This is a genomic window from Vibrio sp. 14G-20 (assembly GCF_026241515.1).
GTDB lineage: Bacteria > Pseudomonadota > Gammaproteobacteria > Enterobacterales > Vibrionaceae > Vibrio.
Genome location: NZ_JAPHPW010000001.1, coordinates 216,334 through 229,100, shown reverse-complemented (window position 1 = coordinate 229,100; position 12,767 = coordinate 216,334). Strand labels below are relative to the sequence as shown.

Genomic DNA, 12,767 nt, shown 5'->3' with positions numbered 1-12,767 from the left:
GGTTATTTAAAAGGAGATGAATATATGGGGGAAGCGATCAAAATAACGCCAAATGAAAACGATAAGGATATGGCCCGTTTAAGAACGAATCTAAAGGTTTGGTTAGTCTACAGCACTGACGCCTTTCATTCGCATATGAGTCAAGAACTAAAAAAATGCCGAAATGTTCATGTGACCTCGTTTTCTCTTGCGGCAATGAGTGAAGAATACCTAAAAAGTGCAGATGTCCCAGAGCTTATTTTCGTTGAAGCTAATGGGAACTGGGCTCAAAAAATGGTTGAGTTGCAAGGGTATGATTTATCTTTAGAAGACAAGGACTTGTCTTTGGTTGTGCTCGGTGATGAAAGTGATAATGGGTCACTAAAAATCGCACTGCGTTTAGGCGCTTCAGATTTCTTGTCTCACAATGTGACCCTCACCGATTTACTTCCACTTTTAAAGAAAACGGCGTCTGAGAAGCTTGAGAACTCGAGTTACGGTGAGTTTATTTTATTCTTGAACACTAAAGGAGGGATGGGAGCAACCACCTTAGCGTTAAATACTGCCATTGAGATGGCCACGCAGCACCCTAACGAAGTGCTTTTACTCGATATCGATCTTCAATTTGGCGTGATACCTGATTATTTGAATATAACACCCACTTATAGTGTTTCGGATGCGATCAACAGTTCTAATGATTTGGATGAAATGTCTCTGGGTTCTTTGGTAAATAAACATGAATCGGGTCTCCATGTTCTAAGCTTCAAACATGAAAATAATGCTGATGATTTCGAGCAGGCACAGAAAATAGGTCGACTACTTCCTATATTACGTCGCTTTTATCCTTACGTGGTTATTGACCTGTCTAGAGGGTTAGATCATGTATTTGCATCTGCGATATCACCAGCAACTAAAGTGCTTCTGGTTTTACAGCAGAGTTTAGTGTCAGTAAAAAACACAAGTAGATTAATTAAGTCTCTGAAGTTTGAGTATGGCTTACAAAGCGACGCAATAGAGGTAATCCTTAATCGTTACGAAAAACGACATTCTATTAAGTTAAAAGACATTGAGCAGGCGGTGGGCAATCACGATATCCACCTGATGCCTAATGATTTTAAAGTGGCGCTAGAGAGTGCCAATTTGGGGCAGCCGTTAGTTCAGTCGAGAAAGAAAAGCTCAATTACTCGCTCTATCATCGATTTGTCTCATGTTCTATCACCACCAGAGCAAGAAGAAAAAGGGTGGTTGAAAAAGTTGTTTTCATAATGGGTTGATGAAAAGTAAACACGAGGGATTGTGATGTTCTTTAAACGAAAAAATGTAAATCCAGAGTTTGAAAAAAAAGTAGAACAGATTTCGCATGATTCAGAAGATGCCAATCCTGTTGACCGTTTATCCAATGTTGAGGCGTCTAGTCACTCTAGGAATATAGAAGCGAGCGTTGAGAAGGAAAAAGCAATTGATGAGGCTCGAAAGGTTTTAGAGCAGGAACTATCAATCAAACACTTCTTTCACAAGCAGTTGCTTGAAACGTTAGACTTAGGATTACTTTCGAGCTTGGAGAAAGAGCGCGCTAAGCTAGATTTGCACGAAGCGATCGTACAGCTAATGGCTGAAGATGGTAGCCATGCTCTGAGCGCAGAAGGTCGTAAACGAGTTATCAAGCAAATAGAAGATGAGGTTTTTGGTCTTGGTCCGTTAGAGCCCCTATTAGCCGATCAAACTGTGTCGGATATATTGGTTAACGGCCCTAAAAGTGTTTACGTTGAGCGAAGAGGTAAACTCGAAAAAACGCCCTATACTTTTCTCGATGATCGCCATCTAAGAAACATTATCGACCGTATCGTCAGTCAGGTTGGTCGTCGCATAGATGAAGCGTCACCTATGGTAGATGCCCGTCTAGTTGATGGGTCTCGTGTGAACGCTATTATCCCTCCTCTTGCGCTTGATGGTCCTTCTGTTTCTATCCGTCGTTTTGCTGTCGATCGTTTAACGATGGATAACCTGATTGACTACAATTCAGTTTCGCCTCAAATGGCTAAATTTGTTGAAGCTGCTGTTAAAGGCGAACTCAATATATTGATTTCAGGTGGTACAGGTTCAGGAAAAACCACTACATTAAACATCTTCTCTGGTTTCATTCCTCGAGATCAGCGAATTATTACCATAGAAGACTCGGCGGAATTACAACTTCAACAACCTCATGTAATTCGGTTAGAAACCCGACCTGCCAACCTGGAAGGTAAGGGAGAAATCAGTCAGCGAGAATTGGTTAAAAACACCTTGCGTATGCGACCTGACCGAATTGTGGTTGGGGAGGTGCGTGGTAGCGAAGCTGTTGACATGTTAGCGGCGATGAATACTGGTCATGATGGCTCTCTTGCTACCATTCACGCGAATACCCCTCGTGATGCCTTGAGTCGTGTCGAAAACATGTTCTCGATGGCAGGGTGGAACATATCGACCAAAAACTTACGAGCTCAAATCGCTTCGGCTATCCACCTTGTTGTTCAAATGGAACGCCAAGAAGATGGTAAGCGTCGTATGGTGAGTATTCAAGAGATCAACGGCATGGAAGGTGAAGTGATTACGATGTCTGAAATATTCCGTTTTCAGCGTAAAGGTATTGATGAAAACGGCAATATTATCGGTTATTTCACGGCAACGGGGGTTGTGCCTCAATACCATGACCAGTTAGTCAAACGTGGACTCGATCTGCCTTTCGAGCTCTTTAGTGAGACCAAAGGTTAAGGAGAGATTATGGACAATGTAAGCGTTTCATTAGGTCTATTGTTTATCGCAGTACTTTTTATTTCCCAAGCGTTGTTGTTACCTGCTGCGGGTAAAAAAGCGAAGCATAAAGAGTTGTCTCGTCGCTTAAAAGAGACGCAACGTAATATCGATGCAGAGAGTTTGTCACTACTCAAAGAACACTATAACAAAGAACTTTCCCCGTTGGATCGTAAGCTTATTGTTATCTCTTTCTTCGCGGGTTTGAAAAAAATGTTGGAACTCGCAGGTATGAAAGTGGCGTTAAGCCGGTTCTTACTGATTGTTTCTCTTTGCGCTGTATTGCTCTCATTGATATCGATAATGACCAACCAAGTGTGGTTCATAAGTGTCGCGGCATTCATCTTTGTTTGGGTTATTGCTTACCTATTTGTGCAACATCGAGTGACTTATCGAATGGCTCGATTCGAAGAACAACTTCCTGAAGCGTTGGATATTATTCGACGTGCCTTACAAGCAGGGCAACCGCTCGTTCAATCATTTAATGAGGTAGGCGAAGAGCTTCCGGACCCAATCGGTACCGAATTTAAGAACACCTATAACTTACTTAATTACGGTTATGATTTACGTCTAGCGATTTTACAGATGACAGAACGAGTACCAACCGTATCAATGCTGGCTTTTTCTAGTGCCGTAATGTTGCAAAAAGAGACTGGGGGTAACCTATCTGAGAACTTACAAAAGGTATCTGAAGTACTTAGAGCGCGTTTTAAATTGGAAAGGAAGGTAAAAACACTCTCTGCTGAAAGTCGTTTATCAGCATGGATCTTAACGTTATCCCCTTTTGGTTTGTTTTTCGCATTGCGGGTGGCTAGTCCCGAGTATATCGAACCACTTTATAAAGATCCGCGCGGTTTATCGATGGTCAGTGTCGGTATTGTTCTTTTGGCCATCGGGGCCTTGTGGATTAAAAAGATCATCAGCATAGAGATTTAACTTATGGAACTACTCAATATTGAAGTCTGGAAGCAGATGCTAGAAGAATTTGGGATCAGCTCTCAGGTGGTTATTTATGCGATGATTTTGCTCACTACTGTCTTGTTAACATTGACGGTTGGGTTTCTATTTTTAGGTGCACGATCTCCTTTAGACAGGAAGCTAAGACAAATATCTGAAGAGGGAAGTACGGATGGAAGGAAGCCCTATGATTTCTCAAATACGCTTGAATCATTAAGCCCTTTTATAAGTAAAGGGAACAAAAAGGATAATGAAACTTACTCAGAAAAGCTGATGCATGCTGGGTTCCATGAGAAGAATGCTTTGTCTGTTTTCTATGCGTTGAAAGTGCTGTCGAGCTTAGTCGGTGTTATCGCTGCTTTTATGGTTTATTACATCTCCTTGGGTGGCAGTTACAATAATTTATTGATTATGACGTGTGTTTTTCTAGGGACTTTTACGCCTAATATTGTACTGAGCAAGCTGCAAAAAGAACGTCAGAAAAAAATAAGAAATGGTGTCCCTGATGCGCTTGATCTTCTTGTTGTGTGTACCGAATCTGGGCTTGGTTTTAATGCTGCACTTGGTCGTGTTGCATCAGAGCTCTATGTCTCTCAGCCGGAGCTTGCGGATGAACTTGAGACTGTGTTTGCTAAAATTCAAGCGGGTGTCACCATGCCTGATGCACTTCGGCAACTTATCGAACGAACGGGTTTAGTCGAACTAGAAGGCTTGGTTTCTTTGCTTTCTCATGCATCGAGAATGGGGGGAAGCTTAGCGCAAACGCTACGTGATTATACGGAAGATTTTCGAGATAAACGCCAGCAAGCGGCAGAAGAGGTGGCAGCTAAAATACCGACTAAAATGTTATTTCCTATGCTGATATTTATTTGGCCTTGTTTTTTCATTGTCGCACTTGGCCCAGGACTACTTATCGTAATGGACGCATTGAGTGCGCCGGGAGCAAGTTTATGATGTTATACCATAAGTTCCTTCTACTTTTTCTACCAATACTACTACTTGGTTGTGCCTCATCTGATGAACCAACGAATCAATTTGATGCGGAATTGTACTCAGGTAAACCGATAGATACGTTAACGAATGATGACCCTCCTTTGAGTGAGAAAGAAGCGATCATGCGTGGTGACGCAGCATTAAGGGACAACAACATCGATCTAGCCTTGTATGAATACATCCGCTCACTGTCTTTTCCTGAGCAAGAGTTTCACGACAAAACGCTGTTTACTATAGGTAAAATCCATTCATCTCGTGGCAACGCGGCGCTTGCCGAGAAAGCATATTTGGCGGCCTTAGATTTCAATCCAGCACATACCGAGGTACTGGAGGAATTAGGCGTTTTGTATACGAAGCAGCGACGAACGGATGAAGGTCGAAGTTATTTCTTTAAAGCGATTAATGCCGACCAAGTTCGTTTGAAAAGCAGTGAAACGATTAAAAACCACCAAGCGTTAAGCCAAAGTGAAGTCGCTAGCTTGAAGGTCGACAGTATGTCTCCTGCATCAGCATATATGGGAATTGGTGTGTTGGAAGATGTCGACGGAAAGCATCAGATAGCTCAAGAGTACTTCAAAAAGTCACTGCAGATAGACAAAAACTCATTCAAAGCTCTGTTGAATATGGGCTACTCCCATTACATGTACGGCAATTACAAGGAAGCGTATCAGTACACGCGTTCAGCTCTAGAGTTAGAACCAAATAGTGAGAAGGCCCAAAACAATCTAGCCCTCATTTATCTGGCTTCCGGTGATGTTAAGAAAGCCACTAATATGTTTATGCGACATATGGATACGCCTGAAGCGTTGAATAATGTAGGGTATTTCCTAATATTACAAGGTAAGCCGGATGAAGCCGTTCCTTACCTTCAGCAAGCAATAGACAAGAAACCATCGTATTACAGAGTTGCGAACGAAAACTTAAACAGAGCATTAGCGGAAGTGAGAGAGATGGAGCAATAGTCGTTTAAATTTTGGCTCAGTGAAAAGGATATTCATGTCGCCTAAAAGTGAGAGTTTTAATAAAGATATCATTGTTATCTCTGTCATCTGGCTAGTTTGTGCCACAGTGATCTTTATTTACAAGTGGGAGAGTGTTTCAGCTCTTAACCTGAATGACAATGACGACTATATGCGTTTTGTTCAATTTCAGGACTGGATGGCAACTGGACATTGGTACCTAGAGCCAATGAATAATTTTAATGCCGCTGACGGCATTGTTATTCATTGGTCTCGCTTTCCTGATTTAATCTTATCGCTCGTAGCTTTTCCATTGTTGTTTATCGTCGATGATAATCTTGCTTATACAATATCAATTTCTCTTGTCCCTCTGCTTTACTTGCTACTTCTTTCTCTGTCATGCTTTTACCTAGCTGACCACCTCTTCGGTGCCAAGTATCGCTTTATTAGCATGATGTTTGCGATTTCTTCGCCTTCAATTATCCATTTTTTACCCGGTTCTATTGATCATCATAATATTCAGCTGGTCTTTGCGGCCCTATTTCTAGCTTTAACGCCATTGAATCATGAGCAGTTGCGCCATGCGTGGCGTGTTTATGCGCAATCTATCTTGCTGTCTCTATCTTTATGGACGGGGCTTGATAATGTTTTGCTATTCATGTTTTTTTTCGCGATTTACACCGTGTATTACGGTCTTGTTCGCCATGAGTGGTTTGGCTATATCTCTAAGTTGTATGCGAGTTCCGCTCTGTTTGGGATTTGTGCGATTTTATTAAATCGGCCTTACGATGAGTTTTTTGTTTTTAAGTACGACGAAATATCATTTGTTCTCATCATCCTTTTCTTTTGTGGTTGGCTTTTCGTTAATGTTTATCATCGATTAATGAGTGAAGATAAAAGCCTACTGCAAAAGGTTTTACTGTTCGTATCGCTTGCTGTTTTATTTTTAATACCAGTGGCAGTGCTTTATCCATCACTTAGCAGTGCGTTGTTAATTGATTACCCTCCGATACTTAAAGTGTATTGGTTAGACCAAGTGACAGAAGCGAAATCGATCGTTAGATACGTCACAAGTCATGGTTTTTTCTCGATAGAGAATTACGCTTTGCTGGTGATTCCTGCCACGTTATATCCGCTGTTTAAGAACAAAAACGACCACTGCACAATTTTGTATCTCATCTTTATGTTCAATTTAGCTCTTGCGATCTTTTGGCAGATTAGAGTAATGAGGTTGTGTTTTGTGCTAGCGGCTCCCCTGCAAGCATATGTGATTCTTCAGTTAGCAGATTACATCCGTTCCTCCATCATAAAAGCGACCGTTATTATTTCTGGAGCACCACTAGCGGTCGCCTTTGTCATTCTCGCGTTGTCGCCAACCGAAGAAATTACAACTACTCTTGATAAAGAAGAGCAATCATTGAATATCTATAAGGTGTTAAAAGATAACGATATAAATTCGCACACCATACTCTCAGGGATCGAAACGGGGGCTCCAGTGTTGGCAAAGACGGATAATCGAATTATTGCTGCTCCTTACCATCGAAATATTGTTGGGAACCAATTTCTTATTGAAGTGATGCTAGAGGAAGATCTGAGCTTAGCCGAAAGGAAAATCATAGAGAAAAGCATCGATATCATTGTTATTGGCAATGACCCGCATTTGTTGATTTTAAAGGACTCGGCGAGCGAGGAGGCATTTATCAATAAGCTGTACAGCTCAGATACGCCAACTTGGTTAGATGTTGTGTACGACAATATTGAAAATGGGTACCGAGTGTTTCGAGTCAGGGAGAGTTCATGAAGAATCAAACCATAGCGGTGTTACTCCCGTGCTATAACGAAGCCGGAGCGGTTGGAAAAACGGTGGCTGACTTCCAACGTGCACTACCAAGTGCGACGATTTATGTGTACGACAATAACTCCACTGATGGCACGGTCGAAGAGGCGCTGCAAGCTGGTGCTGTTGTTCGCCATGAGTATCGTCAGGGCAAAGGTGAAGTCGTGCGACGGATGTTCTCAGATATTGATGCTGACATTTATATTATGGCTGATGGTGATGATACCTACGACGCCTCCATTAGCCCTACACTGATTGAACAACTGGTTACTGAACAGCTCGATATGATCATTGGCAGTCGAGATCGCTCTTCCGAGGCTTATCCTGCAGGACATATTTTGGGTAATAAGATGTTTTCGACTCTGATAAATAAAGGGTTCAATGCTCAATTGAATGACGTTTTCTCTGGCTATCGAGTGATGAGTCGCCGGTTTGTAAAAACGGTCCCTATTTTCAGCGACGGCTTTCAAATTGAGACGGAACTAACCGTGCATGCATTGCACCACAATATGTCGATCAAAGAAGTACCCACTCATTATCACTCAAGGCCTGAAGGCACGGCGAGTAAGCTGAATACATTGAGTGATGGGATCAAAATCCTCAACTTTATTTTGTTCCTGCTACGAGATGTAAAGCCGATGTTTTTTTTCGGTGCTTTGTCGGTGTTACTTTGCTCTCTCTCATTAGGATTAGGGATTCCCGTTATCCTCGATTTTATTGATACCGGGCTCGTTGAAAGAGTCCCGACAGCTATTCTGTCTAGTTCAATTGCACTTATCGCGGTGATGTCTTTCTTTTGCGGCTTGATACTCGACAACGTGTCGCGTGGCAGACGAGAGATGAGGATCCTTTCAATACTAACAAGTCACGATCACAAGCCATCTCAATAGGATTCAGGAATGAGAATAAACAAGGATGAAGATAAGGAGTGGCTCGATTATTTGTCCCGTTTTAGTGATGAATATGACGAGCGAGTCTACGAAAGCAGTACAACAGGCTATGTGATGAGGGCGGGGCATATAGCGTGTGAGAAGCCTTTCAGTAACAGAGAGCATTTCTCGAAGGTGCTAGAAGTGGGCTCAGGAACGGGTGAACACTTGAGACATGTTCAGCATAGTTTTGACGAGTATACGGTCAGTGATGGTGATTCAGCCGCACTTGAAGTGGCAAAAAAGCAACTCAGTAACACGAGTACTTATGACAAGCTCGTTTTTAATGTAACGAATGCACGAGCGTTAGACTTTGAAAGTAACAGTTTTGATCGTGTTATTGCGACACATATATTGGAACACCTTTATGAGCCTCATCTTGTGATTAAAGAATGGCTTAGGGTATTAAAGCCGGGCGGCACTTTGTCCATTTTGATTCCTACAGACCCAGGTATTGCATGGAAAGTTGGCCGTTATATGACGACAAGAAAACTTGGTGTGAAAAAGGGGTGGAACTACGATTACATTATGGCGAGAGAGCATGTTAACCCTTGCAATAATTTGATCGCCTTTTTAAAGTATTACCTTCCTGATAATAAACACTCTTTTTGGCCACTAAGCCCAATCCCGCTCATTGATTGCAATTTGTTTTTTAACTTCCATGGAATCAAACCTGCTAGTTAAAGGTTCGGCGGCTCCTGTCGTTCAGTCGTAAGCAAGAAGTTAGGTGTTCACTAACTTCTTGCTTCGGTTAGGTTGTTAGTTAGCAAAGCCAGTAAGAGCGCCGAATAGCATAAACGTGCCGACAAGCCCTACGATTGGCATCTTGACCGTTTTCAATAGCCACACACCTACGATGATCAGAGCGAAGTCTAAACCGCTACTAACCGCACTTGTGAAGATTGGCTGATACAGAGCCGCAAGTAGTAACCCGACTACAGCTGCATTGACACCTGTAAGTGCACCAGCAACTAATGGTTTACTTGCAATTGCTTGCCAGTTTTTCAGTACACCCAATAGCAATAAGAAGCCCGGTAAGAACACAGCAATCGTTGTGAGTAGTGCGCCTGTGATCGGTGCTGACGGCATCAATACATAACCTAAGTAAGTCGCGAGTGTAAACATAGGCCCAGGTACTGCTTGTGCTGCTGCATAACCTGTTAGGAAGGCATCTTGAGACAGTTGGTCGCCAATACCATTTTGTAGCAACGGAAGTACCACATGGCCGCCACCGAATACTAAGCTACCTGCTTGGTAGAATAGGCCAAACACTTCAATACCTTGAGAGTAAGCACTGAATAGAGGCAGACCAACCAATAACGCAACAAAAATCACGAGAGGCGTTACCGATATTTTTTGTGCTGAAGGTGTCGTTTTTAGCTCTTGAGACGTCAAGAACTTACTACCAACCATCGCTGAAAATAGAAGCACTAAAACTTGAGGCCAGATGCCTGGAATCAGTAGCAGAACAATCGCGGTGATCACACACAAGGCGGTCGCTATCTTTGATTGGCAAAAGTTCTTGTACATACCAAAGGTTGCATCAGCTACAACCACTACCGCTAACAACTTAAGCCCGTGAATGATTGAATTGAAAAGTGGTGCTTCCAATAGTTGGTTGCTCACTAACGCCAATATCAGCATCAGAATCACAGATGGGGAAGTGAAGCCGACAAATGCAGCAATAGCACCTGTTAATCCACCTTTCTTGTAGCCAACCGCAAAGCCAACCTGACTTGAACCTGGGCCCGGTAGAAATTGACTAAGAGCGACAATCTGCCCGTACTCTTCGTCGGACAACCAATTCAGTTTCTCAACAAAGGTTTTACGGAAGTAGCCAATATGTGCTGCTGGTCCACCAAAGCTAATCCAGCCAAGCCAAAAAAAGGTTTTAAAAATTGAAAGCATGATCGATTCCAGATAAATGTTTAGCGTAATTTAGGTGGAGTTGAACTATGATTCAAATTAATTATTTTAATTATAAATATGAATGAAATAGGTTGCTTGGTATGGCTGATTTTAATTGGAAAGGGATCGATCTTAACTTGTTGATTGCACTGCAGGCTTTGTATAAAACGAATAGCGTGAGTAAGGCTGCCGAGCGTTGTTATGTCAGCCAATCTGCGATGAGCCATAGCTTACAAAGGCTACGAAAGTTGTTTGATGACCCTTTGTTTGAGCGCGTAGGTAGCAAGATGGAGGCGACCGATCGAGCCATTGAACTATCAAGCACCGTGGACGCGCTACTGAATACCATCCAGTCTGAAGTTCTGTTATCTAAATCGTTTGATGCCGAGACCTATAAAGGGACTTGGAAGATTGGTCTCACTGATTATGCCGAGCAGATGTTCGCTCCAATAGTGTTTGACCTAATTAAGCAATCCTCTCCTTATTCCCAAGTGGCGTTGTTCAATGTAAACCGGAGTAACTATCAGCAAGTCTTTGAAGATGCCAAGCTCGATATGACGATAGGCAGCTTTGGTGAGGTACCAAAGCAATATCGAACAAAGCATTTGTACACGGAACAACATGTTTGTTTACTTGATCAATCAGTTCTACCTATTGAAGAACCGATGTCGTTAGAACAATTTGTTGCGGTCGAGCACGCACTCGTTTCTCCGATTGGGTCTTTAAAGACAGGTGTGGATAGTCGTTTGAATGAACTCGGTCTCAGTCGAAAAGTGGCGATATCTTCCAGTAACTTTTTGACCGTTAAGCGACTAATCCGTGGTAGAGAACTGTTGTGTATTGTCCCCAAGCTAGTTGCGCGCAAGGATATCGATAACGAAGAAACCTTACTGGCTGTGAAACCACCGATTGGTGTTCCAGATTTTGATATCCAGCTTGTTTATAGAAAGACAAAGCATTTAGATGATAAAAACAAACTACTTAGAGAGTTGATTACTAATGCGATCTCATCTGTGATTTCCGAATAGTTTATTGTGTCGATTAATCGTCAAATTTATATGAATTAATTTTAGAAAAATACGGTTTATTACAAGAACCAGACTATACTTAATTTACGACTAAAAGCAGTCGTAAAGAATAGGATTTTTGATTTACCTAAGTAAAAAAATTGGTTATATCCTTATGATATAGCTTAAAAAACTACCAGGCTAAACGGACTTAGTTGGTCTTAAAAGCGCTAGCTCCCCCTAGCGCTTTTTCTTTTATGTCGATTCTGGCAAAAGGGTCTGAATCCTTTTTAGCAGTTGCTCGATCTCTTGTTTTTCATAGTGAGCCGTCACCTTAGGTTGGCTGCTTTCTCTTGGGAGTAATGCCGTTTCGATATGGTGCTGCAGTAAAGCATCTTGTGAGTTAGCGTTGAGCTTCTCTGCAAGTACCACAGCTTGTCGGCCAATCGTGGTGAAGTCCTGTTTGATTGTGGTCAATGGTGGATTAAAAAACGCACTGTCCTCGATTCCATCAAAGCCGACGACAGCAACCTTATCAGGGACAGGTATCTGCAGTTCTTGCAGTGCACGTAAAACCCCTAATGCCATCTGATCACTTGCCACTAACACGGCATCAAATACGGCTTGTTTAGCGACAGCTTCTCGAACGCCAAGATAACCACTTTCTGCTTGCCAGTTTCCTTGATATTGATACTGCACCTTACTCTCTGCATCTGATAACGCGGCTAACCAACTTTGATGTCGAATCTTTGAGGCGCTGGATTCGTTCGGGCCAGTGATTAACAGGAAGTCCGTTCGTCCGCTCTCAAGTAGATGTTGAGCCGCCAGTTTTGCTCCTTCCGCATGATCACCGCAAACATAGTTCACTTGGCTGTTAGAAGGGACATCAATGAAGATTAGGTTGAGGTGCTGATATTGTTCCACTAACAATTCTGCATCGGCACTCTTTAAAGGCACATTCAGAATAATGCTGTCGACCTGTTGAGCCATCAGTTCACGAATAGCCTCACGGGTGTTCGCGAGATTAGGCTCGGAAACAACAGAGAAAGCGACGCCATAACTCATATCATGAGCCTGCATTCGCACGCCATTGGCGATCATTGCTGCGCCATGCAGTGCCATATCGAGAGTGACTAAGCCAACGCTGGTGGACTTGGCTCGACTGAGCATTTGCGCACCTTTATTGGGTACATAACCAAGTTGCTTTATCGCGGCGTTAACCTTGTTGCGGGTGGATTCCGCGACGTCTTGTGAGCCATTGGTTACTCGAGATACTGTTTGGGTGGATACCCCAGCCAGTTTTGCTACGTCTTTGAAGGTGATACTCATCGCTCTGCTCATCGAATATTTTAGAGTGAAATAAGCCTACCGAAATTTACCAAACTAAACTCTGCTCACTCTCAAATAA

Annotated in this window: 11 protein-coding genes; 9 read left to right on the top strand and 2 right to left on the bottom strand. The window is 42.6% G+C overall.

What is annotated here, in order from left to right; all coding sequences use genetic code 11:
• Positions 1-24 precede the first annotated feature (24 nt).
• From OQJ75_RS01060 to OQJ75_RS01025, 8 genes are read left to right on the top strand one after another with little or no spacing between them, the layout of a single operon-like run.
• Entirely contained in the window at positions 25-1,245 is a 1,221-nt protein-coding gene (locus tag OQJ75_RS01060) for an AAA family ATPase (protein WP_265970540.1), read from the top strand.
• Positions 1,246-1,278: 33 nt separating this feature from the next.
• Positions 1,279-2,730, top strand: a complete 1,452-nt coding sequence (locus tag OQJ75_RS01055) for a CpaF family protein (protein ID WP_265970539.1) — start codon at positions 1,279-1,281, stop codon at positions 2,728-2,730.
• 9 nt (positions 2,731-2,739) lie between these two features.
• A complete protein-coding gene (locus OQJ75_RS01050; RefSeq protein WP_265970538.1) occupies positions 2,740-3,705 on the top strand; it encodes a type II secretion system F family protein in 966 nt (321 codons plus the stop codon).
• 3 nt (positions 3,706-3,708) lie between these two features.
• The gene (locus tag OQJ75_RS01045) at positions 3,709-4,680 is read left to right on the top strand and encodes a type II secretion system F family protein (RefSeq protein WP_265970537.1); all 972 of its coding nucleotides are present in this window, start codon (positions 3,709-3,711) and stop codon (positions 4,678-4,680) included.
• Positions 4,677-5,681 carry a tetratricopeptide repeat protein gene (locus tag OQJ75_RS01040; protein ID WP_265970536.1) on the top strand — a complete coding sequence of 335 codons (1,005 nt, stop codon included), beginning with the start codon at positions 4,677-4,679 and terminating at the stop codon, positions 5,679-5,681. Before OQJ75_RS01045 ends, OQJ75_RS01040 begins: the two co-directional genes overlap by 4 nt.
• 34 nt (positions 5,682-5,715) lie before the next feature.
• Positions 5,716-7,479, top strand: a complete 1,764-nt coding sequence (locus OQJ75_RS01035; RefSeq protein WP_265970535.1) for a hypothetical protein — start codon at positions 5,716-5,718, stop codon at positions 7,477-7,479.
• On the top strand, positions 7,476-8,405 hold the full coding sequence (locus OQJ75_RS01030; RefSeq protein ID WP_265970534.1) for a glycosyltransferase family 2 protein: 930 nt from the start codon (positions 7,476-7,478) through the stop codon (positions 8,403-8,405). The genes OQJ75_RS01035 and OQJ75_RS01030 overlap by 4 nt, the downstream gene beginning before the upstream one ends.
• A gap of 9 nt (positions 8,406-8,414) precedes the next feature.
• The gene (locus OQJ75_RS01025) at positions 8,415-9,128 is read left to right on the top strand and encodes a class I SAM-dependent methyltransferase (RefSeq protein ID WP_265970533.1); all 714 of its coding nucleotides are present in this window, start codon (positions 8,415-8,417) and stop codon (positions 9,126-9,128) included.
• Between the two features lie 75 nt (positions 9,129-9,203).
• On the opposite strand, the gene chrA is transcribed toward OQJ75_RS01025, so the two are convergent.
• Positions 9,204-10,352, bottom strand: a complete 1,149-nt coding sequence (gene chrA, locus OQJ75_RS01020; protein ID WP_265970532.1) for a chromate efflux transporter — start codon at positions 10,350-10,352, stop codon at positions 9,204-9,206.
• Between the two features lie 101 nt (positions 10,353-10,453).
• On the opposite strand from chrA, the gene OQJ75_RS01015 reads away from it, so the two are divergent.
• Entirely contained in the window at positions 10,454-11,380 is a 927-nt protein-coding gene (locus tag OQJ75_RS01015; RefSeq protein WP_265970531.1) for a LysR family transcriptional regulator, read from the top strand.
• Between the two features lie 234 nt (positions 11,381-11,614).
• On the opposite strand, the gene OQJ75_RS01010 is transcribed toward OQJ75_RS01015, so the two are convergent.
• On the bottom strand, positions 11,615-12,688 hold the full coding sequence (locus OQJ75_RS01010) for a LacI family DNA-binding transcriptional regulator (protein WP_146454864.1): 1,074 nt from the start codon (positions 12,686-12,688) through the stop codon (positions 11,615-11,617).
• Positions 12,689-12,767: the final 79 nt, after the last annotated feature.